The 25560-nt window shown below is 71.7% G+C and carries 29 protein-coding genes, 1 tRNA gene, 1 pseudogene and 1 riboswitch; of the genes and pseudogenes, 20 read left to right on the top strand and 11 right to left on the bottom strand.

Annotation, left to right across the window (positions count from 1 at the left end; genetic code table 11):
- Positions 1-62 precede the first annotated feature (62 nt).
- Both ABZ128_RS08300 and ABZ128_RS08295 read right to left on the bottom strand, forming a co-directional pair.
- Positions 63-422 carry a DUF488 family protein gene (locus tag ABZ128_RS08300; protein ID WP_356846848.1) on the bottom strand — a complete coding sequence of 120 codons (360 nt, stop codon included), beginning with the start codon at positions 420-422 and terminating at the stop codon, positions 63-65.
- A complete protein-coding gene (locus ABZ128_RS08295) occupies positions 422-841 on the bottom strand; it encodes a hypothetical protein (RefSeq protein WP_356846847.1) in 420 nt (139 codons plus the stop codon). Before ABZ128_RS08295 ends, ABZ128_RS08300 begins: the two co-directional genes overlap by 1 nt.
- Before the next feature lie 205 nt (positions 842-1046).
- On the opposite strand from ABZ128_RS08295, the gene ABZ128_RS08290 reads away from it, so the two are divergent.
- The gene (locus ABZ128_RS08290) at positions 1047-1799 is read left to right on the top strand and encodes an MBL fold metallo-hydrolase (RefSeq protein ID WP_356846846.1); all 753 of its coding nucleotides are present in this window, start codon (positions 1047-1049) and stop codon (positions 1797-1799) included.
- An 83-nt stretch (positions 1800-1882) separates the two neighbouring features.
- Here the strand turns inward: ABZ128_RS08290 and ABZ128_RS08285 are convergent, their stop codons facing one another.
- Both ABZ128_RS08285 and ABZ128_RS08280 read right to left on the bottom strand, forming a co-directional pair.
- Positions 1883-3142, bottom strand: a complete 1260-nt coding sequence (locus ABZ128_RS08285) for a PTS transporter subunit EIIC (protein ID WP_356846844.1) — start codon at positions 3140-3142, stop codon at positions 1883-1885.
- Between the two features lie 304 nt (positions 3143-3446).
- Complete coding sequence (locus tag ABZ128_RS08280) at positions 3447-4751, bottom strand: PTS transporter subunit EIIC (protein WP_356846843.1); 1305 nt, start codon at positions 4749-4751, stop codon at positions 3447-3449.
- Positions 4752-4888: 137 nt separating this feature from the next.
- Between ABZ128_RS08280 and ABZ128_RS08275 the strand changes: the two genes are divergently transcribed.
- The 4 genes from ABZ128_RS08275 (at position 4889) to rdgB (ending at position 7226) form a co-directional block, all read left to right on the top strand.
- Complete coding sequence (locus ABZ128_RS08275) at positions 4889-5188, top strand: PTS glucose/sucrose transporter subunit IIB (RefSeq protein WP_356846842.1); 300 nt, start codon at positions 4889-4891, stop codon at positions 5186-5188.
- A 140-nt stretch (positions 5189-5328) separates the two neighbouring features.
- Entirely contained in the window at positions 5329-6054 is a 726-nt protein-coding gene (gene rph / locus ABZ128_RS08270; RefSeq protein ID WP_356846841.1) for a ribonuclease PH, read from the top strand.
- 99 nt (positions 6055-6153) lie between these two features.
- A complete protein-coding gene (locus tag ABZ128_RS08265; RefSeq protein WP_356846840.1) occupies positions 6154-6534 on the top strand; it encodes a hypothetical protein in 381 nt (126 codons plus the stop codon).
- 80 nt (positions 6535-6614) lie between these two features.
- A complete protein-coding gene (rdgB, locus tag ABZ128_RS08260; RefSeq protein WP_356846839.1) occupies positions 6615-7226 on the top strand; it encodes an RdgB/HAM1 family non-canonical purine NTP pyrophosphatase in 612 nt (203 codons plus the stop codon).
- Between the two features lie 68 nt (positions 7227-7294).
- On the opposite strand, the gene ABZ128_RS08255 is transcribed toward rdgB, so the two are convergent.
- Together ABZ128_RS08255 and bcp are read right to left on the bottom strand one after the other, a co-directional pair.
- Positions 7295-7378 (bottom strand) — tRNA-Leu (locus tag ABZ128_RS08255).
- Positions 7379-7888: 510 nt separating this feature from the next.
- Positions 7889-8356, bottom strand: coding sequence for a thioredoxin-dependent thiol peroxidase (gene bcp / locus ABZ128_RS08250; RefSeq protein ID WP_356846838.1), 468 nt, complete (start codon positions 8354-8356; stop codon positions 7889-7891).
- Between the two features lie 109 nt (positions 8357-8465).
- Here bcp and ABZ128_RS08245 point away from each other — a divergent pair, with 109 nt between their 5' ends.
- The 3 genes from ABZ128_RS08245 (at position 8466) to ABZ128_RS08235 (ending at position 9681) form a co-directional block, all read left to right on the top strand.
- Positions 8466-8783, top strand: a complete 318-nt coding sequence (locus ABZ128_RS08245; RefSeq protein ID WP_356846952.1) for a DUF3618 domain-containing protein — start codon at positions 8466-8468, stop codon at positions 8781-8783.
- A 46-nt stretch (positions 8784-8829) separates the two neighbouring features.
- Positions 8830-9180: a co-chaperone GroES gene (locus tag ABZ128_RS08240; RefSeq protein WP_356846837.1), complete on the top strand. Its 351-nt coding sequence runs from the start codon at positions 8830-8832 to the stop codon at positions 9178-9180.
- A gap of 73 nt (positions 9181-9253) precedes the next feature.
- A riboswitch (guanidine-III (ykkC-III) riboswitch) is annotated at positions 9254-9329 on the top strand.
- 31 nt (positions 9330-9360) lie between these two features.
- The gene (locus ABZ128_RS08235; protein ID WP_356846836.1) at positions 9361-9681 is read left to right on the top strand and encodes a multidrug efflux SMR transporter; all 321 of its coding nucleotides are present in this window, start codon (positions 9361-9363) and stop codon (positions 9679-9681) included.
- Between the two features lie 27 nt (positions 9682-9708).
- On the opposite strand, the gene ABZ128_RS08230 is transcribed toward ABZ128_RS08235, so the two are convergent.
- A complete protein-coding gene (locus ABZ128_RS08230; protein WP_356846835.1) occupies positions 9709-12093 on the bottom strand; it encodes a transglycosylase domain-containing protein in 2385 nt (794 codons plus the stop codon).
- A 175-nt stretch (positions 12094-12268) separates the two neighbouring features.
- Between ABZ128_RS08230 and ABZ128_RS08225 the strand changes: the two genes are divergently transcribed.
- From ABZ128_RS08225 to ABZ128_RS08205, 5 genes are all read left to right on the top strand, one after another.
- Positions 12269-13114 (top strand): ABC-2 family transporter protein, encoded by an 846-nt coding sequence (locus ABZ128_RS08225; protein ID WP_356846834.1) that lies wholly within the window; start codon positions 12269-12271, stop codon positions 13112-13114.
- 34 nt (positions 13115-13148) lie between these two features.
- The gene (locus ABZ128_RS08220; protein WP_356846950.1) at positions 13149-14015 is read left to right on the top strand and encodes an ABC transporter permease; all 867 of its coding nucleotides are present in this window, start codon (positions 13149-13151) and stop codon (positions 14013-14015) included.
- 6 nt (positions 14016-14021) lie between these two features.
- Positions 14022-14993, top strand: coding sequence for an ATP-binding cassette domain-containing protein (locus ABZ128_RS08215; RefSeq protein ID WP_356846833.1), 972 nt, complete (start codon positions 14022-14024; stop codon positions 14991-14993).
- A 103-nt stretch (positions 14994-15096) separates the two neighbouring features.
- Positions 15097-15831 carry a DUF1707 domain-containing protein gene (locus ABZ128_RS08210; RefSeq protein WP_356846832.1) on the top strand — a complete coding sequence of 245 codons (735 nt, stop codon included), beginning with the start codon at positions 15097-15099 and terminating at the stop codon, positions 15829-15831.
- Between the two features lie 214 nt (positions 15832-16045).
- The gene (locus ABZ128_RS08205) at positions 16046-17344 is read left to right on the top strand and encodes a DUF445 domain-containing protein (RefSeq protein ID WP_356846830.1); all 1299 of its coding nucleotides are present in this window, start codon (positions 16046-16048) and stop codon (positions 17342-17344) included.
- A gap of 83 nt (positions 17345-17427) precedes the next feature.
- On the opposite strand, the pseudogene ABZ128_RS08200 reads toward ABZ128_RS08205, so the two are convergent.
- Positions 17428-17724: pseudogene (locus ABZ128_RS08200) on the bottom strand (hypothetical protein); the annotation flags it as partial.
- An 82-nt stretch (positions 17725-17806) separates the two neighbouring features.
- Complete coding sequence (locus ABZ128_RS08195) at positions 17807-17992, bottom strand: hypothetical protein (RefSeq protein WP_356846828.1); 186 nt, start codon at positions 17990-17992, stop codon at positions 17807-17809.
- Between the two features lie 156 nt (positions 17993-18148).
- On the opposite strand from ABZ128_RS08195, the gene ABZ128_RS08190 reads away from it, so the two are divergent.
- From ABZ128_RS08190 to ABZ128_RS08180, 3 genes are all read left to right on the top strand, one after another.
- Entirely contained in the window at positions 18149-18694 is a 546-nt protein-coding gene (locus tag ABZ128_RS08190; protein WP_356846826.1) for a GNAT family N-acetyltransferase, read from the top strand.
- A 131-nt stretch (positions 18695-18825) separates the two neighbouring features.
- Positions 18826-19815 (top strand): hypothetical protein, encoded by a 990-nt coding sequence (locus ABZ128_RS08185; protein ID WP_356846825.1) that lies wholly within the window; start codon positions 18826-18828, stop codon positions 19813-19815.
- 4 nt (positions 19816-19819) lie between these two features.
- A complete protein-coding gene (locus tag ABZ128_RS08180) occupies positions 19820-20329 on the top strand; it encodes a very short patch repair endonuclease (protein ID WP_356846824.1) in 510 nt (169 codons plus the stop codon).
- Positions 20330-20370: 41 nt separating this feature from the next.
- Here ABZ128_RS08180 and ABZ128_RS08175 read toward each other — a convergent pair whose 3' ends face one another.
- The gene (locus ABZ128_RS08175; RefSeq protein WP_356846823.1) at positions 20371-21369 is read right to left on the bottom strand and encodes an SEC-C domain-containing protein; all 999 of its coding nucleotides are present in this window, start codon (positions 21367-21369) and stop codon (positions 20371-20373) included.
- 56 nt (positions 21370-21425) lie between these two features.
- Here ABZ128_RS08175 and ABZ128_RS08170 point away from each other — a divergent pair, with 56 nt between their 5' ends.
- From ABZ128_RS08170 to ABZ128_RS08155, 4 genes are all read left to right on the top strand, one after another.
- Complete coding sequence (locus ABZ128_RS08170) at positions 21426-22229, top strand: class E sortase (RefSeq protein WP_356846822.1); 804 nt, start codon at positions 21426-21428, stop codon at positions 22227-22229.
- 34 nt (positions 22230-22263) lie between these two features.
- Entirely contained in the window at positions 22264-22572 is a 309-nt protein-coding gene (locus ABZ128_RS08165) for a DUF6412 domain-containing protein (RefSeq protein ID WP_356846821.1), read from the top strand.
- Between the two features lie 112 nt (positions 22573-22684).
- Positions 22685-23356: a YidC/Oxa1 family membrane protein insertase gene (locus ABZ128_RS08160; RefSeq protein ID WP_356846820.1), complete on the top strand. Its 672-nt coding sequence runs from the start codon at positions 22685-22687 to the stop codon at positions 23354-23356.
- 122 nt (positions 23357-23478) lie between these two features.
- Positions 23479-24336, top strand: a complete 858-nt coding sequence (locus ABZ128_RS08155) for a fumarylacetoacetate hydrolase family protein (protein ID WP_356846819.1) — start codon at positions 23479-23481, stop codon at positions 24334-24336.
- Between the two features lie 148 nt (positions 24337-24484).
- Here the strand turns inward: ABZ128_RS08155 and ABZ128_RS08150 are convergent, their stop codons facing one another.
- On the bottom strand, positions 24485-25510 hold the full coding sequence (locus ABZ128_RS08150) for an ALF repeat-containing protein (protein ID WP_356846818.1): 1026 nt from the start codon (positions 25508-25510) through the stop codon (positions 24485-24487).
- Positions 25511-25560: the final 50 nt, after the last annotated feature.

Here is a 25560-nt window from a genome sequence, read left to right as displayed (position 1 = left end):
AACCCGGCCCGGGGCCGGCCGTCAGGGGACCGCCGGGGCCGTCAGGGGAACCGCCGGGGCCGTCACGGGGACAGCAGCTCCGCCAGGATCGCGGCGTGGCTCGACGCGGGGTCCCGGACCGCCGTCAGCAAGGTGACCGGGCCCTTCGCCGCCAGCCCGCGCAACCGGGACAGTTCCGCCGCCGCCTCCGGCTCCGCGAGCTCCGCCTCGTAGCGCCGCCGGAACTCCTCGGCCGAACCGCCCCCCGCGTGGAACCACGTGCGCAGCTCCCCGGACGGCGTCACCGCCTTCGGCCACTCGTCCACCTCCGCCCGCGCCTTCGCCAGGCCCCGCGGCCACAGCCGGTCCACCAGCACCCGTACGCCGTCCGCCTCCGGCTCCGCCGGATCGTAGACCCGCCGCACCCGCACCTCGCCCGCCATCACCCGCCACCTCCGAGTCCCTTGACCTCGTCCCACACCGCCGGGTCCAGCACCCCCAGCCGGCTGCGGAACTCCCACACCCACACCTGCTCCGGCCGGTCCGCCTCCAGGAAACCCGGACGGCCCTGGGACCCCACCGTCCCCGGCGGCAGCGGGATCACCCCGGGCCGCCGGTCGTCGTACTTCCCGCTGATCCACGCCACCCGCGCCCGGTGCGCCCGGACCGGCTCCACCGTCAGCACCAGGCACGGCCGCCCGTCCGCGAGGCACCACAGCTCGCCCGGGCGCGGCCGCGGCTCCGTACCGGAGGCGTGTTGCGGCAGGGCACGCCGGGGCAGCGCCGGCAGCCGCCCCGCGACCAGCACCACCAGCAACACGGCGACCACCGCCGCCGCCGCGGGCCACCAGGACGTGTCCATGTTCCGACGTTATCCTCGCCCGCAGGCCCCGGCACGGCAGTACACCGGCACGCCCGTGCCCCCTGTCGCTCCCCCGGGTGACAGCACAGGTGATTCCCCCCACAACGGCCTGCCGCGGAGGAGCGACCCGACGTTTCGCGCCTTACGCTCGACCCACGCACGGCCCGCATTCCGTCCACGGACCGTCCCTGGAGGTTCACGCTCCATGAAGCTCACCGTCGTCGGCTGCTCGGGGTCGTTCCCGTCCGCGGAATCGGCCTGTTCGAGCTACCTCGTCGAGGCCGACGGCTTCCGGCTGCTCCTCGACATGGGCAACGGAGCCCTCGGCGAGCTGCAGCGCCACATCGGTCTCTACGACCTCGATGCGATCTTCCTGAGCCACCTGCACGCCGACCACTGCATCGACATGTGCGCGTACTTCGTGGCCCGCTACTACCGGCACGAGGGCGGCCGCTGCTCCGCCATCCCCGTCTACGGCCCGGAGGGCACCGAGAGGCGGCTGAGCACCGCCTACGACGACGTCCCCGACGAGCGCTCGATGAGCGAGGTCTTCGACTTCCGCACCCTGAAGCCCGCGACCTTCGAGATCGGCCCGTTCCAGGTCCGCACCGAGCGGGTCAGCCACCCGGTGGAGGCGTACGGCATCCGCGTCGAGCACGGCGGCCGCTCCCTCACGTACTCCGGCGACACCGGCGTCTGCCCCGAGCTGGGGCTGCTGGCCGAGGAGACGGACCTCTTCCTGTGCGAGGCGTCCTTCACCCACGGCAAGGAGGACATCCCCGACCTCCACCTCAACGGCCGCGAAGCGGGGGAGTTCGCCCGCGCCGGCCGGGTCGGGCGGCTGGTCCTCACGCACATCCCGCCGTGGACCGACCCCCGGCAGAACCTGGCCGACGCCCGCGCGGTCTACGACGGCCCGGTCGACCTCGCGTACGCGGGCGCCGTGTACGAGGTCTGAGCCCGAGCGGCCCCGGACGGACGAAGCCCCCGCCCTCCCGGAAGGGAAGGCGGGGGCTTCGTCGTTCGTACGGCGGCTGCCGGCTACTTGGCCTCGGCCTTCGCCATCTCGGCCAGCTCCTCGTCGGACTCGCGGCCCGGGGTGGGCAGGTTGAACTTGACGATCGCGAAGCGGAACACCACGTAGTAGACCGCGGCGAAGCACAGACCGACGACCGCCAGGCCCAGCGGGTTGGTGGCCTTGCCCAGGTTCAGCAGGTAATCGATGGCACCGGCGGAGAAGCCGAAGCCGTCCTTCATGCCGAGCCCCCAGGTCAGCGCCATCGATACACCGGTCAGCACCGCGTGGAGCGCGTACAGCACCGGGGCGATGAACATGAACGTGAACTCGATCGGCTCGGTCACGCCCGTGACGAAGGAGGTCAGGGCGAGGGAGAACATCATGCCGCCGACGACCTTGCGGCGCTCGGGGCGGGCGCAGTGGACGATCGCGAGGCACGCCGCCGGGAGGGCGAACATCATGATCGGGAAGAAGCCGGTCATGAACTGTCCGGCGCTCGGGTCACCGGCCAGGAAGCGGGCGATGTCACCGCTGCTGCCGTTGTACTCGCCGGCCTGGAACCACGGGAAGGAGTTCAGCAGGTGGTGCATGCCGACCGGGATCAGAGCGCGGTTGGCGACACCGAAGAGGCCCGCGCCGACGGCGCCCGAGCCGACCAGCCACTCACCGAGGTTGTGCAGGCCCGTGCCGAGGACCGGCCAGATCAGGCCGAAGAGGATGCCGATCAGCAGACCCGCGAAGGCGGAGAGGATCGGGACCAGGCGGCGGCCGCCGAAGAAGCCGGCCCACTCGGGCAGCTTCGTCCGGTAGAACTTCTGGTAGATCAGGGCGACCACGATGCCCATGACGACACCGCCGAGGACCTTGGCGTCGACGGGAGCGTCCACGAGGGCGACCTTGTGGTCGACGACCGTCTCGACCTTCGGCAGGTTCGGGTCGGTGAAGGTCGCCAGGACCTTGGAGAAGACCAGGTAGCCGGTGACCGCGGCGAGAGCGGTGGAGCCGTCGGACTTCTTGGCGTAACCGATCGCGATGCCGACGGCGAACAGCAGCGCCATGTTCGCGAGGATCGCGCCGCCGCCGGCGGACATGTATCCGGCGATCTTGGTGAGGAAGCCCGGCAGCGAGGGATCGCCGAGCATGTCCTTGTCACCGAGGCGGACGAGCAGCGCGGCGGCGGGCAGCACCGCGACGGGGAGCATGAGGCTCCGGCCGATGCGCTGCATGACAGCCATCACGCCCGCGCCCTTCTTCTTTTCCGCAGCAGCGGTGGCTGTGGACATGGGCTTCCTCCAGAAGGCAAGGCGCCGCCCGGGGAACGGGGGATCGGCGGCGTCTCGGAACGGGGGTACGCGAGCGCTCGGACAGAGGTGCCCCGCTCGTGCGTGGTCTACACCAATGGGTGGTGTAGACCAGTTGTAGCATGGTCGGGGATAGATAAGGAACCTTCGATTTCCTGTGGCCTGCGCCACATCCTCCGGGTCCTCCGGCGGGTCGCCCGGCATGTCGTACGGCAGGTCATGACGAAAGGCCCCCGGATCAAAGATCCAAGGGCCTCGACGGCCTCCGGGAGGGCGCGACCCGCCGCTACGCCTTCGTCGTCTCCGCCTGCATCGCCGCGATCTCCTCGTCCGACTCCCGCCCCGGGGTCGGGATGTCGAACTTCGTGATCGCGAAGCGGAAGACCGCGTAGTACACCACCGCGAAGCACAGGCCGATCGGAACGATCAGCCAGGGCTTCGTCGCCAGCCGCCAGTTGATGACGTAGTCGATGAACCCCGCCGAGAAGCTGAAACCGTCGTGCACGCCCAGCCCCCAGGTCACCGCCATCGACACCCCCGTCAGCACCGCGTGGATCGCGTACAACGCCGGCGCCACGAACAGGAACGAGTACTCGATCGGCTCCGTGATGCCCGTGACGAACGACGTCAGGCCCACCGACAGCATCAGCCCCCCGACCTCCTTGCGGCGCAGCGGCTTCGCGCAGTGCGTGATGGCCAGCGCCGCCGCCGGAAGGGCGAACATCATGATCGGGAAGAAGCCGGACAGGAACTGCCCCGCATCCGGGTCACCCTGCAGGAACATGTTGATGTCGCCGTGCACCACCGTGCCGTCCGGCTTCGTGTAACTGCCGAACTGGAACCACACCGGCACGTTCAGGAACTGGTGGAGCCCGATCACCAGCAGCGCCCGGTTCGCCAGACCGAACAGGCCCGAACCCCAGGCGCCCAGCCCCGTCAGCCAGTCCGAGAAGCTCTCCAGCGCGTCACCCACCGGCGGCCAGATGCCGAGGCACACCACGGCGAACGCGATCGCGACGAACGACATGATGATGGGGACCAGCCGGCGGCCGTTGAAGAAACCCAGCCAGTCGACGAGCTTCACCCGGTGGAAACGCTGCCAGAACCAGGCCGCGAGCAGACCCATGATGATCCCGCCGAACACCCCCGGGTTCTGGTACGTGTACCCCGCGAAGGTGTCCGTCGGCGTGAGACAGCCGCCCCCGACGTCCTTGGTGCCGGACGGGCAGTCCTTGGGGAAGGCGTGCAGCACCCCCCGGTACACGAGGAACCCCGCCACCGCCGCGAGCGCCGTCGAGCCGTCCGCCTTCTTCGCCATGCCGATCGCCACGCCGATGCAGAACAGGAGCGGCAGACCCAGGTCCGCGTCCAGCAGCGCGCCGCCGGCCCCCGCCATCACCTTGGCCACGTCCGCCCAGTCCAGGCCGTCCTTGCCGAACACGTCAGGCTGGCCGAGCCGGTTGATGATCCCGGCCGCCGGAAGGACGGCGATCGGCAGCTGCAGGCTCCGCCCCATCTTCTGGAGCCCCTGGAACAGGCCGTTCCACCACCTCGGTTCGGGTGATGCTGCGGCGGCGCTGCTCGCGCTCATCGGCGTCCTCCTGACCGGCCCGTTTTGGCAGGTGCGTCCCGTGCGGCACACTGGTGTAGACCAGTTGTGCAGGCGGTTCCTGCTGATCGTCATCATTCGGCAGAAGGCGCGCACGTGCTCGTGTAGATGGGCCAACCGTGGGCTACCGTGACAAAGCGGACCGCGCCGGTGGGTCGGTTCTCGGAGAACTCAGGGAGAAACACATGGCCACCAAGGCTGAGAAGATCGTCGCAGGGCTCGGCGGCATCGACAACATCGAAGAAGTCGAAGGCTGCATCACCCGCCTGCGCACCGAGGTCGTCAACCCCGACCTGGTCGACGAGGCCGCCCTGAAGGCCGCCGGAGCCCACGGCGTCGTCAAGATGGGCACCGCCGTCCAGGTCGTCATCGGCACCGACGCCGACCCCATCGCCGCCGACATCGAAGACATGATGTGACCTGATCTGACCTGATCTGACCTGAGCACACGCGGGACCACCCACACCCGCGCCCGGACCCCGTCCCGCACACCCGCACCCGGACGGGGTCTTCGCGTTCCCCCGTCCTCGCCTCCCCGCGCACCGACTAGGCTCGGAACATGTCTCGCATCGACGGCCGCACGCCCGAACAGCTCCGCCCGGTCACCATCGAACGCGGATGGAGCAAGCACGCAGAGGGCTCCGTCCTCATCGCCTTCGGCGACACCAAGGTCTTCTGCACCGCCTCCTTCACCGAAGGCGTCCCCCGCTGGCGCAAGGGCAGCGGCGAAGGCTGGGTCACCTCCGAGTACTCGATGCTCCCCCGCTCCACCAACACCCGCGGCGACCGCGAATCCGTACGCGGCAAGATCGGCGGCCGCACCCACGAGATCTCCCGCCTCATCGGCCGCTCCCTGCGCGCCGTCATCGACTACAAGGCCCTCGGCGAGAACACCATCGTCCTGGACTGCGACGTCCTCCAGGCCGACGGCGGCACCCGCACCGCCGCCATCACCGGCGCCTACGTCGCCCTCGCCGACGCCGTCGCCTGGGGCCAGCGGAAGAAGCTGATCAAGGCCGGCCGCAAGCCGCTCACCGGCACCGTCGCCGCCGTCAGCGTCGGCATCGTCGACGGCGTCCCCCTCCTCGACCTCTGCTACGAGGAAGACGTCCGCGCCGAGACCGACATGAACGTCGTCTGCACCGGCGACGGCCGCTTCGTCGAGGTCCAGGGCACCGCCGAAGGCGAGCCCTTCGACCGCAAGGAACTCAACGCCCTCCTCGACCTCGCCGCCGGCGGCTGCGCCGACCTGGAGGCCATCCAGCGCGGAGCGCTGCAGCTGTAGCAACCGCGGCGGGCGCCACGGCGTCTCCGCAGACACGGGCGCACGGCGTCACAGCCGTGCGCCCGTCCACGTACCCGCAAACCTTCCGGGGGGACCCGAATGAAGCTCCGCATAGCCGCCGTGGCCGTGGCGGCCGTCCTGACCGTCCCGGCCCTCACCTCCTGCGACGCGATCTCCACGGCGATGGACTGCGCGAACACGGCGGTGGCCATCACGAACGGCGTGAACGACCTCCAGCAGGCGGTCTCGAACGCGGGCAACAGCCCGCAGGACGCCCAGAACGCGCTGAACCAGATCGAGACGAACCTCAAGAAGATCGGCGACCAGACGGACAACACCGATCTCGGCAAGGCCATCGACTCGATGAACACGGCCGTCAAGAACGTCCGCACGTCGATCGACAGCGGCAACCCCACCCCCGACGTCACCCCCGTCGCGGACGCGGCGAAGGAACTGTCGAAGGTCTGCACCCCGGGCTGAGCGCCGAGCCGGGCGCAGGCGGGCCGGGGCGAGCCGGGGCGAGCACCGGGCGCAGCGAGCCGACCGGAATAATGGAGCCCATGACCAGCAGCCGCCGCCTGATCCTCGCGACCCGCAACGCGGGCAAAGTCTCCGAACTCCGCGCCATCCTGTCCGACGCCGGCCTGCCGTACGAGCTGGTCGGCGCGGACGCGTACCCCGAGATCCCGGACGTCAAGGAAACGGGCATCACCTTCGCCGAGAACGCCCTCCTCAAGGCCCACGCCCTGGCCCGAGCCACCGGCCTGCCGGCCATCGCCGACGACTCCGGCCTGTGCGTGGACGTCCTGAACGGCGCCCCCGGCATCTTCTCGGCCCGCTGGGCCGGCACCCACGGCGACGACAAGGCGAACCTGGAGCTCCTGCTGGCCCAGCTCTCGGACATCGACGACGTCCACCGCGGCGCCCACTTCGCGTGCGCGGCGGCCCTGGCCCTCCCGGACGGCACCGAACGCGTGGTCGAGGGCCGCCTCCCCGGCACCCTCCGCCACACCCCGACGGGCACGGGCGGCTTCGGCTACGACCCGATCCTCCAGCCGGAGGGCGACACCCGCACCTGCGCGGAACTGACCCCGGCGGAGAAGAACGCCATCTCCCACCGCGGCAAGGCCTTCCGCGCGCTGGTCCCGTTCATCCGGGCCCTGGTGGACTGAGGGCCCGATGCCCCGGCTCACGCCGAAGGCCCCGCACGCGGCTGCGTACGGGGCCTTCGGTATGCGTGTGCGGTTGGGGGGACTCGAACCCCCACGGGTTTTACCCCACTGGGACCTAAACCCAGCGTGACTGCCAATTCCACCACAACCGCGACATCCCGCCCAAATCGGACATTGAGTCAGGCTGGGCTTCGCTCAGTCTACGGGGCGGAGGCCGGGGAGGCGAAGGACTCGGGGCGGCGCCTGCGGCACCACGTGTCCGTCGGGCTGTGGCAGTTGGGGCACGGATATCGGAGGTCAGCCGCGCGCGGTTCGTGCGGGGCGACCGTCGGGGAGCAGCGTGAGCGTGTCCGGTGCCACGGGTCGCGGCGCGCGAGCGGGTGTCCTGCCCCAGGCGCGTCGCGTGAAGTGGGAGGTTTCGGGTCCGAGTTGTGCCACCCTGCGGCGCACGCGGCGGTGGTTCGTTCGCGGAAGGTCGTGGAGGCGGCTGCTGCCGACGCGAACGGGTCACCCATGGCGCTCCTCCGTCCTGTGGACATGCGTGCAGTCCTCGCATGGAGTCACGGGTCGATGGTCGAGCGGCTGAGGGGGAGTTCGTCCGATGAACGGAACAGCCCGCACCGGTTGGTGCGGGCCGTTTCGGGGTGGGCCGGGTGGTGGGGTCAGATGCCCAGGTCTTTGATGATCTTGGCTACGTGGCCGGTGGCCTTGACGTTGTAGAGGGCGCGTTCGACCTTGCCCTCCTCGTCCACGATGACCGTCGAGCGGATGACCCCGGTCACCGTCTTGCCGTACAGCTTCTTCTCGCCGTAGGCACCGTAGGCCTCCAGGACCTTCTTCTCCGGGTCGCCGACCAGGGTGACCTTCAGGTGCTCCTGTTCGCGGAACTTCGCCAGCTTCTCCGGCTTGTCCGGGGAGACGCCGATGACGTCGTAGCCGGCCTGGGCCAGCACGGCCAGGTTGTCCGTGAAGTCGCAGGCCTGCTTCGTGCAGCCCGGCGTCAGGGCGGCGGGGTAGAAGTACACGATCACCTTGCGGCCCTTGTGGTCGGCGAGCGAGATCTCGTTGCCGTCCGCGTCGGGCAGGGTGAAGGCAGGGGCGCTGTCGCCCGGCTGGAGTCGCTCACTCATCGCTGGTCTCCTCGGGAGGGGATCGATACGCCACGAGACTAAGCTGACAGACTGTGCATGGCGGAACACGCCCCCCATGACCACCACCCACGACGACGGAGGCAGCGCGGTGTCGGAAGCCAGGACCCCCGCACAGATCGAGGCGGACATCATCCGCCGCCGTGACCAGCTCGCCGAGACGCTCGACGAGATCGGGGTGCGGATGCACCCCAAGACGATCATCGGGGATGCGAAGGCCAGGGTCGCCTCCACGGTCGACCACACCGCCGGGCGGGCCATCGTCGCCGTGAACCGCCTCGTCACGGACGTGAAGGACGGTTTCCGGCACGAGGACGGCGCCCCGCGCCCCGAGCGGATCGTGCCGGTCGCGCTGGTGGCGGTGGGTCTCGTGGGGCTGATCGTGCTGTCGGCGCGGCGCAAGCGCTGATGACCCTGCGGCGTAGGGGCGCGGTGGGGGCGGGTAGGTTCGGGGCGTGAGCGAGAACACCAACACCACCACCCACGACAAGCTGCCCATCCGCATGCTGCACGACCGTGTGCTCGTGAAGTCCGACACGCCCGAGGGCGAGCGGCGCTCGGGCGGCGGCATCCTGATCCCGGCGACCGCTGCCGTGGGCAAGCGGCTGGCCTGGGCCGAGGTGGTCGCGGTCGGGCAGAACGTGCGCAGTGTGGAGCCGGGCGACCGGGTGCTGTACGACCCCGAGGACCGGGCCGAGGTCGAGGTCCGCGGGGCGACGTACGTGCTGATGCGCGAGCGGGATCTGCACGCCGTGGCCGCGGAGCGGCTGGAGGGGTCCGTGGACTCCACCGGGCTGTACCTCTGACCTGCTCTGACCTGACCGGCTGTATCTGCGCGGAGAGGGGTCGGTGACGTCTGTCACCGGTCCCTTTCTTCGTGTTTTGCTACGGTGGTGGGACCCCGACGAGACGCGCCGTACCGGGTGGCCGTGGCTGGACGACAAGACGACGCACCCCGTTCCGCTCTCGTTCCGGAGGTGCCTGTCATGGCCTGGGTTCTTCTTCTCGTCGCAGGACTGCTCGAAGTCGGCTGGTCGATCGGTATGAAGTTCACCGAGGGGTTCACGCGGCTGTGGCCGAGCGTGTTCACCGGTGCGGGCATCGTCGCGAGCATGGTGTTGCTGTCGTACGCGGCCAAGACGCTGCCCATCGGTACCGCGTACGGCGTGTGGGTGGGCATCGGTGCGGTGGGGGCGGCGGTGCTCGGTATGGCGGTGCTGGGTGAGCCGGTCACGGCCGCCCGGATCTTCTTCATCTGTCTGCTGTTGGTGGCCGTGGTGGGGCTGAAGGCCACGGCCGGTCACTGACCGGTCCCCTCCGTGCGGGGTGCGGGCTCATTCCAGGAACTCGGCCGGGGGGCGGGAGCGGCGGCCGCCGGTGCCGCCTGCGCCGGCGCCGCCGAGGGCGCCGGCGGTGGTTCCGGAGCCGGTGCCGGCCGTGGTGCCGGCCGTGGTGCCGCCGGTCCTTCCGGCGGTGGTGCCCGTGTCGGTGCCGCCTCCGGGGGTTTCGCCCCCGGTGGTCTGCCCCTCCTCGTCCTCGCCGCCTTCGGTCTGGCCCTCCTCGTCCTGCCCGTCCGCCGGCGGGCTGGGCCGGCCGGGGCGGTGGGGCCGGCCCGGCGGGGACGGCGGCGCCGGCGGGAGCGGGGTGCTGCCCGGCGGCTGCTCGGGGTTGTTCGGGGTGAACGGCGGCGGGGAGGGGGCCGCCCCCGGCTGGAGTTCGAGGTCGAAGTCGACGGGGTCGGTGCCTTCGAGGGCCGTCTTCGTGTACTGGGCCCAGATCCGGGCCGGGTAGCCGCCGCCTCCGATGCGGGCTTCGCCGAGTGCGTCGTAGAGGGACTCCAGGGTGCCGGTGTCGGGGTCCTGGCCCATCATGGCGACGACGGTGACCAGGTCGGGGGTGTAGGCGGCGAACCAGGCCGAGCGGTCCAGTTCGCCGGTGCCGGTCTTGCCCGCGGCCGGGCGGCCCGCCGCCAGGGCGGCCGTACCGGTGCCGTTGTCGACGACGCTGACCAGCATGGAGGTGGTGGTGTCGGCGGCTTCGCGGCTGACGGCCTGGCGGGGGGTCCGGTCGGGCAGGTGGAGGTCCTCGCCGTCCTTGCTGATCTTTTCCAGGAAGGTGTACGGGGTGTAGCGGCCGTGGTCGGCGAGGGTCGCGTACGCCTGGGTCATGTCGAGGACGCTGGCCTGCATGGTGCCGAGCGCCATGGCGGGGCCGGTGACGAAGTTCGGGGTGTTCTCGGGGATGCCGAGGGCGACGGCGGTTTCCTTGACCTTGGCGGTGCCGACGTCGACGACCATCTGGGCGAAGACGGTGTTGACGGAGAGGTCGGTGGCGGTGTTGACGGTGATGTCCCCGTACGACTGCCGGCCTTCGTTCTCGGGGGCGTACGGGGTGCGGGTGCCGACGACGCGGCGTTTGTTGTCGCCGTTGTAGAGGGTGTTGGGGGTGATCCGACGGCCGTCCTGGGTGCGGGATTTGTTCTCCACGGCGGCCGCGAAGACGAACGGTTTGAAGGTGGAGGCCACCTGGTAGTCGTGCCGGGTGGCGTTGTTGACGTACTGCTTGGTGTAGTCGAAGCCGCCGTAGAGGGCGACGACCTTGCCGGTGGCCGGGTCGATGGAGACGCCGCCGGCGCGTACGAAGCGGTCGGTCTTGTGCGTCTCGGGGTCGAGTTTGTCGGCCATCTTGTCGTCGACCGCCTCGACGAAGGCGTTCTGGCGGCGTCTGTCGATGGTGGTGGTGATGCGGTAGCCGCCTTCGGCGAGGGTGGTCTCGTCGAGGATCTTGCGTTCGGTGATGTGGTCCTTGATGGCTTCGACGAGGTAGCCGCGCTGCCCGGACAGGCCCGCGGCCGGGCGTACCTTGCCGGGTTCGGGGAAGGTGGTGGCGGCGCGTTCGGGCGCGGAAAGCCACTGCTTCTTGACCATCCCGTCGAGTACGTAGTTCCAGCGGGCGAGGGCGCGTTCGCGGCTCTGGGGGTGGGAGACGACGTCGAAGGCGCTGGGGGAGTTGAGGAGGGTGGCGAGGTAGGCGCCTTCGGCGGTGGTGAGTTTTCCGGCGTCCTTGCCGTAGTAGGCCTGGGCGGCGGCCTGGATGCCGTAGGCGTTGCGGCCGAAGTAGCTGGTGTTGAGGTAGCCCTCAAGAATGTACTGCTTCGATTTTTCGCGTCCGAGTTTGATGGCGATGAAGAACTCTTTGACCTTGCGTTTGATCGTCTGTTCCTGGCCCAGGTAGTAGTTCTTGACGTACTGCTGGGTGATGGTCGAGCCGGACTGTTTGCCCTTGCCGGAGAGGGTGTTCCAGGCGGCGCGGACCATGGCCTTGGGATCGACGGCGCGTTCGGAGTAGAAGTCCCGGTCTTCCGCGGCCAGTACGGCTTCCTGCACGGTGCGGGGGACCTGCGAGAGGGGGACGTTGACCCGGTCGACTTCACCGTCGCGGGCGAGTTCGGTGCCGTCGGAGTAGAGGTACAGGTTGGACTGCGCGGTCGCCGCGGAGTTGGCGGGCGGGATGTCGACCAGCAGGTAGCCCGCGACGAGGGCGCCGCAGACGAGCAGGAGGAGCAGCAGGAAGGCGCCGAGGAGCATGCGCCAGGTGGGGAAGAAGCGGCGCCGGCCGGTCCGCCGGCGTCGGGCGGGCGGTCCGTCCGGGCCGGCCGGCCGGTCGGGGGTGTCCGGGTCACGAGGCGTCCAGCCAGGTGGTGGTGACTGGTCGCTCATCGTCCAAGGCTCCTCGGCGCCGTGCGGAACATCCACGTCTGTACCCCAAGGTGTCTACCTGATGGCCGCCCATTACGCGCCGGACGGGCGTAATTCGGTCGCGTGGATCGCCCCTCCGCACTAAGCTCGCGCGCTTTGGCCCTCGTAGGAACGATCCGGGAAACGGAGGGATACGGTGCGCCGGAGAACGCTTCGGGCAGCCGCGCAGCAGGGCCGCCTCTATCTGGCCGTCGCCGTCGGTGGTTTCCGGCGCTACGCCGCCTATGGGACCGCGACGGCCGCAGGTGTGTTCACGAACACGGTCTTCGGCTTCATCCTCGCGTACACGTACGTCGCCCTGTGGGACGAGCGCCCCGGGCTGGGCGGCTACGACCAGGCCGAGGCCCTGACCTTCGTATGGGTGAGCCAGTCGCTGCTCGCCGCGGGCGCGCTGATCGGCGGTGGTTTCCAGGAGGAGTTGCAGGAGCGCATCCGCACGGGGGACGTCGCCGTGGACCTGTACCGGCCCGTCGACCTCCAACTGTGGTGGCTCGCGGCGGACCTCGGGCGGTCCGCCTTCCAGCTGGTGGGCCGCGGAGTGGTGCCGTTGCTGGCCGGGGCACTGGCGTTCCGGCTGGCGCTGCCCGCCGATCCGGTGCGCTGGCTGCTGTTCCTGGTGTCCTTCCTGCTCGGGCTCGCGGTGAGCTTCGCGGTGCGCTACCTGCTGGCGCTGGCCGCGTTCTGGCTGATGGACGGAACGGGGGTCAACATGATGGCCAACGTCGTCACGATCTTCTTCTCCGGTGTGCTGCTGCCGCTGACGGTGTTCCCGGGGGCTTTCGGGGAGTTCGTGCGGGTGCTGCCGTGGGCGGCGATGCTGCAGGTGCCGCTGGACGTGTTGATGGGCACGTACGCCGAGGGCGGGCCGGCGGGGGTGGTGCGGGCGCTGGGGTTCCAGGCCGGGTGGGCGCTCGTCCTGCTGGGCCTGGGGCGGCTGGTGCAGTCGGCCGCGACCCGGAAGGTGGTGGTCCAGGGTGGCTGAGGCCGAGGCGGGGGTGCAGGCGGGGGCCGGGGAGATGGCCCCGGGGCTCGGGCCGGGGAGGCCGGCGGGGCCGCTCCTGGTGCCCGAACGCAGCCGTGTCGTGGAGGGGTTGCGCGGCTACGGGCTCATCGTCGCGATGTGGATCCGCGCGACGATGACCTACCGGACGTCCTTCTTCCTGTCCACGGCGGGGAACGCGGCGTTGACGCTGCTCGACTTCGTCGCGATCTTCATCATGTTCTCGCACGTGGACGTCCTGGGCGGTTTCACGCTGCCCGAGACGGCCCTGCTCTACGGTTCCTCCTCGGCCTCGCTGGGCCTGGCCGACCTGCTGCTCGGCAACACCTTCCGGGTCGGGCTCCGGGTGCGGGACGGCTCGCTGGACACCATGCTGGTGCGCCCGGTGCCCGTCCTGGCCCAGATCGCGGCGGACCGTTTCGCCCTGCGCCGGATCGGGCGCACCGGGCAGGGGCTGGTGGTGCTGGGCTGGGCGTTGTCGGCGCTCGACGTCGACTGGACGGTGGGGAAGGTGCTGCTGGTGCCCGTGATGGTCATCGCCGGGGCGGGGATCTTCAGTGCGGTGATGGTGGCGGGGGCGGCGTTCCAGTTCGTGGCCGGTGACGCGGCGGAGGTGCAGAACTCCTTCACGGCCGGGGGCAACACGATGCTCCAGTACCCGCCGACGGTGTTCGGGAAGGAGCTGGTGCGCGCGGTCACCTTCATCGTGCCGCTGGCGTTCGTCAACTGGCTGCCCGCACTGCACCTGCTGGGGCGGCCCGATCCGCTGGGGCTGCCGGGCTGGGTGGCGTACCTGAGCCCGCTGGTCGCCCTCGCGGTGTTCGTGCCCGCCTCGTTGGCGTGGCGGGCGGGTCTTCGTATGTACCGGAGCACGGGGAGCTGAGCCGTTGTGGGCAGGGATGCGCTGATCTCGCTGGACGGGGTCGAGAAGGTTTTCGAGGTACGCCGCCGTGTGGGGCTGGTACGCCGGGAGAAACGGCAGGTCAGGGCCGTGGACGGGATCAGCTTCGAGGTGGCGCGGGGCGAGGTGGTCGGCTACATCGGGCCCAATGGTGCCGGGAAGTCGACCACGGTGAAGATGCTGACCGGGATCCTGACGCCGAGCGGTGGCCGGCTGCGGGTCGCGGGCATCGACCCGGCGCGTGAGCGGATGCGGCTGGCGCACCGGATCGGGGTCGTGTTCGGGCAGCGCACCACGCTGTGGTGGGACCTGCCGCTGAAGGACTCGTACGGGCTGATGCGCCGGATGTACCGGATCCCGCGGGCGAGGTTCCGGGAGAACCTGGAGCGCTGCGTGGACCGGCTGGACCTGGGGGAGCTGCTCGACGTGCCGGTACGGCAGCTGTCGCTGGGGCAGCGGATGCGCGGGGACATCGCGGCGGCGCTGCTGCACGACCCGGACGTGCTGTACCTGGACGAGCCGACGATCGGGCTCGACGTGGTGAGCAAGGCGAAGGTACGGGGTTTCCTGCGGCAGTTGAACGCGGAACTCGGGACGACGGTGCTGCTCACCACCCATGACCTCCAGGACATCGAGCAGTTGTGTGAACGGGTGATGGTGATCGACCACGGGCGGTTGATGTACGACGGCACGGTGGACGGCCTGCACGGGGCGGGGACGGTGGGGGAGAGCGAACGCACGTTGGTGCTGGACCTGGAACGCGAGCTTGCGCCGATCCGTGTGGCGGGGGCGCGGGTGGTGAAGGTGGAGGGGCCGCGCCAGTGGCTGGCCTTCCCGGCGGGCGCCCCGGCGGCGCCGCTGGTGGCGGAGGTGGCGGCGCGGTACCCGCTGCTGGACCTGTCGATCCGGGAACCGGACATCGAGGACGTGATCGCGCGGATGTACGCGGGCCGGGGCTGAGGGGATTGCCCTCCGGGGGTGGGGAGAAATCAGGGTCGGGACCGGGGTCCGGGCCGGGGTCAAGTCCTACAACTCCCGTGCCCGGCTGCATAGGCTGGTCGGCATGACTGACGAACGGCCGGAGAAGCCGTTGCCGGAGCTGAGGGCGTCGGACGCCGACCGCGAACGGGTGGTGGAGCGTCTGCGGGACGCCGTCGCCGAAGGCCGGCTCGACATGGAGGAGTTCGAGGAGCGGCTGGAGGCGGCGTACACGTCGCGCACCTACGCGGAGCTGGAACCGCTGACCCGCGACCTGCCGGCGGCGGGGACCGCTCCGGCCGGGGCGCCGTCGCCGGTGGCGGGAGCGGGGGCGGGCGCGTGGGCGGGTACGGGTACGGGGACCGGGGCGGAGGTCTGGCGGGACCGGATCGGCGGCGGGGGCGTCCCGGGGGCCTCCGCGACGGCGGTCGCGGTCATGTCCGGTTTCCAGCGCAAGGGCGGGTGGACGGTGCCCGCCCGTTTCAACGCGGTGGCCTTCTGGGGCGGCGGTGAGCTGGACCTGCGGGAGGCGCGGTTCGCGGAACGCGAGGTGGTGATCAACTGTGTCGCGATCATGGGCGGCATCGAGATCACGGTGCCGCCGGGGGTGGAGGTCGACGTCCGTGGCTTCGGCTTCATGGGCGCCTTCGACCAGCGGGAATCCCAGGGCCCGACGAGCCCGGGCGCCCCGCGCGTGGTGGTGACGGGCTTCGCCTTCTGGGGCGGGGTGGAGGTCCGGGTCAAGGCCCCGAAGCCGGCGAAGTCCCCGAAGTCCCCGAAGCGCCTGGGGGGCGGCCCGGACCTGCGCAAGGAGCTGTAGGGGGCGGGGCTGCCGGGTAGGCGGGCCGCGGGGGCTTCGGAGCGGCCGGGTGGGGCGCCGGTGGGGGAGGGGCCGTGGCCGGTCCGGGCGCGCTGTGGCCGTAGGCCCCCGTACTCATCAGGGGAAGCGAAACGGCGTGCCGGGAACTTCACGGCCGTCCCGGGAGTCGGATGCTATGCAGACAAACCCGGCGCCCGGGGGAAGGCAGGAGCACGTGGACAACCGCACCACAGCCGGAGGCAGCGGCACCCGCTTCGTGTTCAGCGCGGCCGACGAGGAGCGTCGGCGCGGCGTGCGCCGGATGAAGGCGACCGCCACCGGCCTGCTGGGGCTGGTCGCGCTGGTGTACGTGCTGGCGACCTGGGCCGAGCACACCGGCGCGGGCGCCTGGGCCGGTTACGTCCGGGCCGCCGCCGAGGCCGGCATGGTCGGCGCGCTCGCGGACTGGTTCGCCGTCACCGCCCTCTTCAAGCGGCCGCTCGGCCTGCCCATCCCGCACACCGCGATCATCCCGACCAAGAAGGACCAGCTCGGGATCTCCCTCGGCGAGTTCGTCGGCGAGAACTTCCTCTCCTCCGACGTCGTGCGCGCCCGCCTCCACGCCCTCGGCATCGGCGGCCGCCTCGGCGCCTGGCTGGCCGAGCCGGCTCACGCCGACCGGGTCACCGCCGAGCTGGCCACGGCGCTGCGCGGCGCCCTCACCGTGCTGCGGGACTCCGATGTGCAGGCCGTCGTGGGCGAGGCCATCACCCGGCGGGCGGAGAGCGCCGAGATCGCCCCGGGCATCGGCAAGACCCTGGAGAGGGTCGTCGCGGACGGCGGTCACCGCAAGGTCGTGGACCTGGTGTGCGCGAAGGCGTACGACTGGCTGGTGACGCACGCGGAGTCCGTCATGGGCGCGGTCCAGGGCGGCGCCCCCGGCTGGACTCCGCGTTTCGTGGACCGCAAGGTCGGCGAGCGCGTCTACAAGGAGCTGCTGCGCTTCCTCGGCGAGATGCGCGACATGCCGGAGCATCCGGCGCGCGGCGCGGTGGACCGTTTCCTGCGGGACTTCGCCGCCGACCTCCAGGCGGACACCGACACCCGGGCCCGGGTGGAGCGCCTGAAGACCGAGATCCTGGAGCGGGAGGAGGTCCAGGACGTGATCGCCTCCGCCTGGACCGCGATCCGGTCGATGATCCTCTCGGCGGCGGAGGACGAGCAGAGCGAGCTGCGCCTGCGGGTCCGCTCCTCGCTGATCTCGCTGGGGGCGCGGCTGGCGACCGACGGCCGGCTCCAGCGGAAGGTGGAGGGGTGGATCGAGGGCGCGACGGTGTACGTCGTGACCACCTACCGCGCGGAGATCACCTCGCTGATCACCGAGACCGTGGCGGGGTGGGACGCCGAGCACACGTCGCGGAAGATCGAGGCCCACATCGGGCGGGACCTGCAGTTCATCCGCATCAACGGCACGGTGGTCGGCGCCCTGGCCGGGCTGCTGATCTACTCGGTGTCGCGGGCGCTGGGGGCGTAGCCGCGGCTGGAGCGGACGGGGTGGGCGGCGCCGCCGGAGTGGCCGGAGTGGCCGGAGTGGCCGGAGCCGCCGGCCCGCGGGCAGCGCGCGTCGGCGGCGAACCAGGACGCCGTCGCCACTGCGGCCGCCGCCCCGAGGACGGCCGGCCAGGCCCCGACCTTCTTGGCCAGCGGGTGCGCGCCCGCGAAGCCGGCGAGGTAGAGCGCGCCGAGCCCTGCGGCCGCGGGGGCTCCGGCGCGCCGGTGCCATTCCCGCCCGGCGGCGAGGCCGGCGGCGCCGAGGACGACACCGCCCAGCCGGCGCTTCCCGGTCCACCGGGCGACGGCGTACCCGCCGACGAGTCCGGCGGCGGCCACTGCGGAACTCGGTACGCGCGCCATGCGCACTCCTCTTTCGTCCTGTACGGGATCCGTCTCGGAGATCGTCTCGGAGATCGTCTCGGAGATCTCTCCGGGGACGAGGCTAACGCGGCGGCTTGACCGCCCGCCGAGCACCCAGCGCCCCGAGCACGAGCACGGCCCCGCCGATCACGGCATCCGGTACGGCGTCCTGGACGGCGGGCGGCAGCAGCGCCACCACTCCGAGGACGAGAAGGAAGGCGAGGGCGCAGCCGCCGGCCGCCCGCAGCAGTCTGTCGAGTCCGTGCACGGGCTGCTCAACGCGCGTGCCGGGCCGCTCGACACGGAGCTCGGGGAGGGGATTTGTCGCACACTCGCCGGATCCGTGCGATACGTGCTCCCGGAACCGGAGGGGCATACATTCACTCTCCCACCCCAAACGGGAAAAACGAGGAGCTCGGACATCGTGATCTGCTACGGACAGGCCGTCCTCGACCTCGCGGACGAACTGGTCGACGCCTATGCCGACGTCTTCTCCGCCCCGCCCTGGAACGAGGACGAAGAAACCATTCGCCAGTTCGCGGTCCGCCTGCAGACCGACTCCCGGCGCCTTGGCTTCCGTACGGCCCTCGCCCAGTCCGCGGCGGGCATCGACGGCTTCGCCACGGGCTGGCTCACCCCGGCGGCCCTGCCCAAGGACCGCGCGTACGCCCAGGTCGCGGCGCAGCTCGGGCCGGAGCGCGTACGGGAGCTGTTGAGCGGCGCGCTGGAGATAGACGAGCTCGCCGTACGCCCCTACGCGCGCGGCCGCGGCACCGGCCGGACCCTGCTCACCGAGATCACGGCGGACGCCCCGGACCGCCGGGCGTGGCTCCTGACCTCCCGCCTGGCCACGGACACGGTGGCCACGTACCGCCGCCTGGGCTGGCACGAGGTGACGGCCCTGCCGGGCACGCAGACGGCCGTGATCGTCTTCCTGTCACCGGACCACCCGGGCCGAGAGGAGCGGTAGCCGGGCCCCCTTCCGAAAGACGCCCCCAGGGCGGGTGTCCACACCCCGGACCGGGCATAACGCTCAGCATGATCACAAACCGGCAGCACGCACGAACCCACCGGCCGACCGGCCGACCCCGGACGGCGGCGGTGCACCAGGCCGCAACCGCCCGCAGGCAGCTCAACCTGGCCACCCGCCACCAACTCACCGCCTCCGGCGTCCCCGACGCCACCATCAGCTCCCGCGCCCGCCCGGGCGGCCCCTGGCAGCGCCTGCTCCCGCGGGTCTACCTCCTCCAGACCGGGCCCCCGGACCACCGCCAACGCGCCCTCGCCGCCGTCCTGTACGCAGCCGAGCCCGCCGCCGACCCCCTGGCCGGCGACACGGCCGTCCTCACGGGCGGCGCCGCCCTCGCCCTGCTCGGCATCCGCGACGCCCCGCACACCCCGGCGGACGTCCTGATCCGGGCCCCGCGCCGGCTCACCCCCACCCCGAAGGTCCGCCCGCTGGCCACCTCCCGCTGGCCGCGCACCATCACCGTCAGCGGGATCCCGAGCACCCGCCCGGTGCGCGCGGCGGCCGACTTCGCTTCCCGGGCCGAGGACCCGTCCCTGATCCGCTCGACCCTGGCCCATGTGGTCCAGGCGGGCTGGTGCCACCCGCACGACCTCCACGCGGAACTGCGCGCGGCCCGCCTCCTGACCCGCCCGGCGATCCGCGCGGCCGCGGCGGAACTGGTCGCGGGGGTCCGCTCGATCGCCGAGGCACGGGCCCGCGACACCCTGGCGGCGACGGACCTCCCGACCCCGCTGTGGAACGCCCGCCTCTCCACCCCGGACGGCACCTTCCTGGCCAGCCCGGACGCGTACTGGCCCGACGAGGGCGTGGCCCTGGAGATCGACTCGGCGGAGTACCACTACACCCGCGACTCCTGGCACGCCACCCTCCGCCGCCGCCTGCGCCTGGAGGCCCACGGCATCCTGGTGGTCAGCGCAACCCCGTCGATGATCCGCGACACCCCCCACGAGGTCATCACGGCCCTCCGCACCCTCCTCACCCTCACCACCAACCGCCCCACCCCACCCACAGCCACGGCCCGCGGCCACGTCCAACTGGAGCTTCCCGTGGCGTCACAATGACGATGTGGAACCTCTTGAGAGCACTGCCGACGTTCGCGCGCGCATGAGCCGACAGAAGAGCAGGGACACCCGGATCGAGGTGGCCCTGCGTCGGGCGCTGCACGCGGCAGGCTTGCGGTACCGGGTACACCGCCGGCCCGTGAAGGGAGTGCGCCGAGAGGCCGACATCGTGTTCGGGCCGGCGCGCGTCGCGGTCTTCGTGGACGGCTGTTTCTGGCACGGGTGCCCCGAGCACGCGACGTGGCCGCGCCGCAATGCGGACTTCTGGCGAGTGAAGATCGAGGGAAACCGCGCCCGCGATCAGAACACGGATCTACGACTCGCCGAGGCAGGGTGGCTGTCCGTCCGGGTGTGGGAGCACGAGACGGTGGCGGATGCGGCAGCGCGCGTGATTGCCGTGGTGTCCAGTCGTCGTGGCGTCGACCGCCGAGACCGCGCCCGGGCAACCGAAAAGCCCGCAGGGGAGGGACCGACCGAAAGCCCGCGGGCCGGGGAAGACCGGTCCGGTGGGTAGTCGCGTTGGACTGCCCCTCCCTTGCCGTTCTTGATGAGGCGTCAGGCCGATCCGTGGCACTCGGCGTAGGGCTTGCCCGAGGTGCACCAGCAGGGGGACTGAGGGGTGGGGGGCCAGGGGGTGGCTTTGCCGCGGGCGGCCAGGGTGGTGGCGTATTCCGGGAGGAGGGAGGGGGAGGCCGGGGAGGTCTTCTCCGAGGCCGCGAAGGCTTCGTACGAGGGGACGCTGGCGGTGACGATGCCCAGGTTCGTCGTGCCCGAGGCGGCCAGGGCGCGGAGGGCGGTTTCGATCTCCCGGAGGTGGGCCTCGTGCGAGGGGTACTCCGAGGCCAGGGTCGGGTAGCTGGTCAGGAGCTCGGCCAGTTCGCGCTGGGGCCAGTGGAGGATGGCCACCGGGAAGGGGCGGGAGAGGGCGGCGCGGCGGTCGCCCAGCTCGGCGCGCAGGCGGGCGATCTCGGCGCGGAGCTCGGCCGGGTCGTCGGAGCCGAGGGCCCAGATGCGCTTCGGGTCGTGGAGCTCGTCCAGCGGGATCGGGCCGGTGTGGCGGGTGTCGGCCACCATGTCCCAGTCGTCGTGCGGGAGTCCGAGCAGGCGGCGTACCCGGTGGCGGCCGGTCAGCAGGGCCGTGGTGGCCTGGGTGAGGGGGGTGCTGTCGGTGATCAGGAGGGTGGCGGCCTGGGTGAAGCACTCCTCCGAGTCGGTGAGCTCGTCGTGTGCTTCGAGGGCTTCCGCGATGACCGCCCAGGGGGCCGGGTCCGTGGGGGCCGCCGCGCGGATGCCCTGGATCAGGGCACGGGCCTCGGGCTCGTGGCCGTACTCCCACAGGTTCGCGGCCTGGAGGGCCTTGATCAGGTGGGGGTTGGCGGGGGAGCCGGCGAGGAGCTGGTCGTACAGCGCGCTGGCGCGGTCCCGGGAGTCGGCCAGTTCGAGGTGGGCCGCGGCCTGGAGGAGCAAGGGCTCCTGGTCCTCGGGGTAGCGGGTCGCCGTGCGGATCAGGCGCTCGGCTTCGGCGATGTGCTCGGCAGGCGTGTCGGGGCGCATGGGTCACACGGTACTGGCCCTGGTCTGCTGAGGGGGGAGGTCTTAAGGTGCCGCCCGTGCGGGATCACATGCGCGTGGTGGTGCAGTCGGGTGGCCGGCGCGGGCGCCGGGCGCGTGTCGCGGGGGTGCTGTGGGCCGCCGCCGAACTGGCCGTCACCGTGGGGGTGGTGGTGTTGTTGCTGGTGGTGCACCAGGGGTGGTGGACGAACCGGCAGGCGCGTGTCGCCGCCCGGCAGGAGGTGGCCCGTCTGGAGGGCGCACCCCGTGTCGATGCGGCCTCGTCCTCTCCTCCGGGTCCGGCTTTCCCCGAGCCGTCCTCTGCCGGGTCTCCTGCCGGGTCTCCTGCCGGGTCGCCGTCCCCTTCCCGGACCGCTGGTGCCGGTACGGGCGCCGGGGCTCCCCCGACCTCCCAGGCCCCCGGTGGGGCCGGCTACGCGGTGCTGCGCATCCCGCGGCTCGGCGTGGTCGTGCCCGTCGCGCAGGGGGTCGACAAGCGGGCCGTGCTGGACAAGGGGTACGTCGGGCACTACCCCGGGACCGCGCAGCCCGGGGAGCAGGGGAACTTCGCGCTCGCCGGGCACCGCAACACCCACGGGGAACCCTTCCGGTACATCAACCGGCTGCGGACCGGGGACGAGCTGATCGTGGAGGTACGGGGCCGGCGGTACGTCTACGTGGTGGGCAGGACGCTGGCGCAGACGAGCGAGCGGGACACCGGGGTGATCGCTCCGGTGCCGAGCAGTACGGCCGGTCCGGAGTACGGGTACGCCGAGCCCGGTGCCTACATCACGCTCACCACCTGCACGCCCGAGTACACCTCCCGGTACCGGCTCGTGGTCTGGGGAACTCTGCAGCGGTGACCCGCCGTTGAGAGGGCGAGAGGGGGTGGTCCGCATGGGTCGGACATGGGTGGTGCGCATGGGGGCGGTCATCGGCTCCCTCGTGCTGCTCGGGGGCCTGCTCGGGCTGCTCTTCGCCGGAGAGGGCGGGCTGGGCGCCGTCGTGGTCGCTCTCGCCGCCACCATCGCCGTGGGCGCCGCCGCCCTGGCCGCACGGCTCGTACGGCCCGTGCCGCCGCACCGAATACGCACCGCCATACGGGATCGCGAGCAGCGCACGGCGTTCCTGCCGCAGCGGGATCCCGATGCGTCCGGCCGGTCGCGGCCCAGGGCGCCGGGCCGTCTCGTCCTGACGGCCGCGTAGGGGCGCATCGCCTTCCGCTCGCTCACTGCTGATCACCGTTGTCGCCCCTCGCGGGTCGTCGCGCCGAATCGCATCTGCTTCGACGTTCGACGAGACCCCCCGGAGGGCCCGCGTGTCCGTTTTCGTCCACCTTGTTACCGAGCTCGGCCGGCTCCTGGAGCCGGCGCTGGCCGAGTCCGCGACCGCTGCCGCGATCGTGCTGTTCACCGTGCTGGTGCGCCTCGCCCTGCACCCGCTGAGCCGTGCGGCCTTTCGCGGTGCCACCCCGGCGGCGGGGTGCCTGCCGGTGCTGTTGCAGCTGCCGGTGTTCTTCGTGATGTACCGAGCCTTCTCCACGTCCGGTGAACTGCTGGGGCACCGGCTGTTCGCCGCGCCGCTGGGGGCCCGGTGGGCCGATGCGCTCGGGGAGGGAGGTGTTGTCGGAGCCCAGGGCCTGGTGTTCCTCGGGCTGTTCGCGGCCATCGGTGCGGTCGCGGCGTGGAGCGCGGTGCGCGGGCGGCGGGCGGCCGCACTGGCCGGGCCGAGCACTGCTGCCCTTCCCGGGGGTCCGGTGACCGCCGAGCAGCAGGAGATGCTGCGCAAGCTGGGCGGCGTACTCCCGCTGCTCTCCTTCGGAACGCTGATCACCGCTGCCGTGGTGCCGCTGGCCGCCGGGCTGTACCTGTTGACCACCACCGCGTGGTCGGTCGCGGAGCGGGCCTGGCTCCAGTACCGCAAGGAGCGGGCCGGCGTAGCGGCTGCGGCTGCGTCGACGGCCGACGGAGGGGCGCGTTCCAGGATGTGAACAGGGTGTTGCGGACAGGCCGGACTTCTTGGAGGATCGACCAATCCTCCGATGGCCGCAACCCATCGTCCGGCCCGGGGCATGCCCGTGGGCCGACCACCCTCGACCACGGGAGAATGCCCATGAAGCTGCTGCGTGTCGGACCGGTCGGTGCGGAGCGCCCGGCGCTGCTCGACCAGGACGGGACCCTGCGCGACCTCTCCGGCCTGATCGCGGACGTGGACGGTGCCGTGCTCGCCGACGAGTCCGTGCTGTCCCGGGTACGGGACGCGGCGGCCTCCGGTCAGCTTCCGGTCCTGGATGCGGAGGGGCTGCGGATCGGCGCGCCGATCGGCCGCATCGGCAAGATCGTGGGCATCGGGCTGAACTACTTCGGGCACGCCGCCGAGATCGGCGCGGAGCCGCCGGCGGAGCCCATCCTCTTCCTCAAGGCCGCCGACACCGTCGTCGGCCCGGACGACACCGTGCTCATCCCGCGCGGCAGCGTGAAGACCGACTGGGAGGCCGAGCTCGGCGTCGTCATCGGCAGCACCGCCCGCTACCTGTCCTCCGCCGAGGAAGGCCTCGCCCACGTCGGCGGTTACACGCTGGTCAACGACGTCTCGGAGCGGGAGTTCCAGATCGAGCGCGGCGGCACCTGGGACAAGGGCAAGAACTGCGAGACCTTCACCCCGCTCGGCCCGTGGCTGGTCACGGCCGACGAGATCCCGGACCCGCAGAGCCTCGACGTGAAGCTGTGGGTCAACGGCGAACCCAAGCAGGACGGCAACACCGCGGACCAGATCTTCCCGGTCGGCGAGGTCGTGCGGTACCTGAGCCAGTTCATGACCCTCCACCCCGGCGACGTCATCGTCACCGGCACCCCGGCGGGCGTGGCCATGGGCCAGCCGGAGCCGAAGCCGTACCTGCGCGCCGGTGACGTCGTGGAGCTGGAGATCGAGGGGCTCGGCCGTCAGCGCCAGGAGTTCAAGAGCGCGTAGCGGCCTTCGACGGGGACGGACGGAGACGGACGGGGAGGGGCGGGGCCGTCGGCCTCGCCCCTCCCGTTTGCGTGTGCCCGTGGTGCCCGTCGTGCCCGTGCCCGTGGTGGCCGCCCCCGTGTCGACGGCGTCGCGTGTGCGGCGGTGGTCAGCCGCGGGCCGATGCACGGCGCCGGCGGGAGGTGGTGAACAGCAGGCCGGCGCCCGCCCCGAGCGCCGCGGCGCTGCCGCCCGCGAGCAGGGCGAGCTCCGGGCCGGTGCCCGTGCTCGCGAGGGCGCCGGACCCGCCCGCCGCGGCCACCTTGCCGTTGCCGTTGCCCTTGCCGCCGGAGCCCGACGTGCCGCCGTTCGCCGCGTCGGTGGCCTTGGTCTGCCGGTTACCGGAGGCGTCGGTGCTCTTGTCGCCGTTCTTTTCGCCGTTCTTGTCGCCGCCCGCGCCCGTCCCGCCCTCGGCGGCCCTGTCCTTGTCCCGGGCCACGTACTGGCCGGTCTTCAGGAACTCGGCCCGGTCTGCGGCCGTTCCCTTGATGGCCGCGATCGCCGCCTTCCTCAGCTCCGGACCGGCCTTGTCGAGCAGCGCCCAGGTCAGGACGCTGTTGTCGTCGTCGCGCAGCTCGTGCTGCGTCCTCGTGACGAACGTACGCAGCTCCGCCGGGCTCGGGTTGCCCTCCAGGAGCTTGATGGCGGCTGCCTTCAGGCCCGGCCCGGCGTCCTTCAGCATGCCCAGCACCGCGACGCGGTCGTCCTCGGCCCGCAGCGTGTGCTGGCCCGTCGCCACGAACGCGCGCACCTGCTCACGCGTCCCGCTGCTCAGCAGGCGGTTGACCGCCTCCGTGATCGCCTTGCCCGCACCGGGCAGCATGCGCGTCATCTCGACGCGGTCGTCCTCGAAGCGGGCCGCGTGCCGGCCGTTCCTCAGGAACTCGGTGATCGCCTCGGGCGTGCCCGCGTGCATGGCCTCCATGGCGGCCTTCTTCACGGCCGGACCGCCGGCCTGGCCGATCCGGGCGACCAGCACGAGGTCGTCCTCGTGCTGCCTCTTCGCCCAGGTCACCTCCAGGAACTGCCGCAGGTCCGCGGCCGATCCCTTCAGCGCCGCTTCCGCCGCCTCCCGTACGCCGGGTCCGCTCGCCGGGTCCGCCAGGATGGCCTGGATCGCGGCCCGGTCCTTCACGGCCTGCGGATCCCCCGCGGGCTGGTCCGGCGCAGTCGGAGCGCCGGGAG

The organism is Streptomyces sp. NPDC006326 (assembly GCF_040612915.1).
GTDB lineage: Bacteria > Actinomycetota > Actinomycetes > Streptomycetales > Streptomycetaceae > Streptomyces.
This window is presented reverse-complemented; position numbering and strand designations above follow the sequence as displayed.

Bases quoted from the DNA above. Each gene is read 5' to 3' on its own strand.
- ABZ128_RS08300 (WP_356846848.1), bottom strand. From the start codon at position 422: ATGGCGGGCGAGGTGCGGGTGCGGCGGGTCTACGATCCGGCGGAGCCG.
- ABZ128_RS08295 (WP_356846847.1), bottom strand. From the start codon at position 841: ATGGACACGTCCTGGTGGCCCGCGGCGGCGGCGGTGGTCGCCGTGTTG.
- ABZ128_RS08290 (WP_356846846.1), top strand. From the start codon at position 1,047: ATGAAGCTCACCGTCGTCGGCTGCTCGGGGTCGTTCCCGTCCGCGGAA.
- ABZ128_RS08285 (WP_356846844.1), bottom strand. From the start codon at position 3,142: ATGTCCACAGCCACCGCTGCTGCGGAAAAGAAGAAGGGCGCGGGCGTG.
- ABZ128_RS08280 (WP_356846843.1), bottom strand. From the start codon at position 4,751: ATGAGCGCGAGCAGCGCCGCCGCAGCATCACCCGAACCGAGGTGGTGG.
- rph (WP_356846841.1), top strand. From the start codon at position 5,329: ATGTCTCGCATCGACGGCCGCACGCCCGAACAGCTCCGCCCGGTCACC.
- ABZ128_RS08265 (WP_356846840.1), top strand. From the start codon at position 6,154: ATGAAGCTCCGCATAGCCGCCGTGGCCGTGGCGGCCGTCCTGACCGTC.
- rdgB (WP_356846839.1), top strand. From the start codon at position 6,615: ATGACCAGCAGCCGCCGCCTGATCCTCGCGACCCGCAACGCGGGCAAA.
- bcp (WP_356846838.1), bottom strand. From the start codon at position 8,356: ATGAGTGAGCGACTCCAGCCGGGCGACAGCGCCCCTGCCTTCACCCTG.
- ABZ128_RS08235 (WP_356846836.1), top strand. From the start codon at position 9,361: ATGGCCTGGGTTCTTCTTCTCGTCGCAGGACTGCTCGAAGTCGGCTGG.
- ABZ128_RS08230 (WP_356846835.1), bottom strand. From the start codon at position 12,093: ATGAGCGACCAGTCACCACCACCTGGCTGGACGCCTCGTGACCCGGAC.
- ABZ128_RS08220 (WP_356846950.1), top strand. From the start codon at position 13,149: ATGGCCCCGGGGCTCGGGCCGGGGAGGCCGGCGGGGCCGCTCCTGGTG.
- ABZ128_RS08210 (WP_356846832.1), top strand. From the start codon at position 15,097: ATGACTGACGAACGGCCGGAGAAGCCGTTGCCGGAGCTGAGGGCGTCG.
- ABZ128_RS08175 (WP_356846823.1), bottom strand. From the start codon at position 21,369: ATGCGCCCCGACACGCCTGCCGAGCACATCGCCGAAGCCGAGCGCCTG.
- ABZ128_RS08165 (WP_356846821.1), top strand. From the start codon at position 22,264: ATGGGTCGGACATGGGTGGTGCGCATGGGGGCGGTCATCGGCTCCCTC.
- ABZ128_RS08155 (WP_356846819.1), top strand. From the start codon at position 23,479: ATGAAGCTGCTGCGTGTCGGACCGGTCGGTGCGGAGCGCCCGGCGCTG.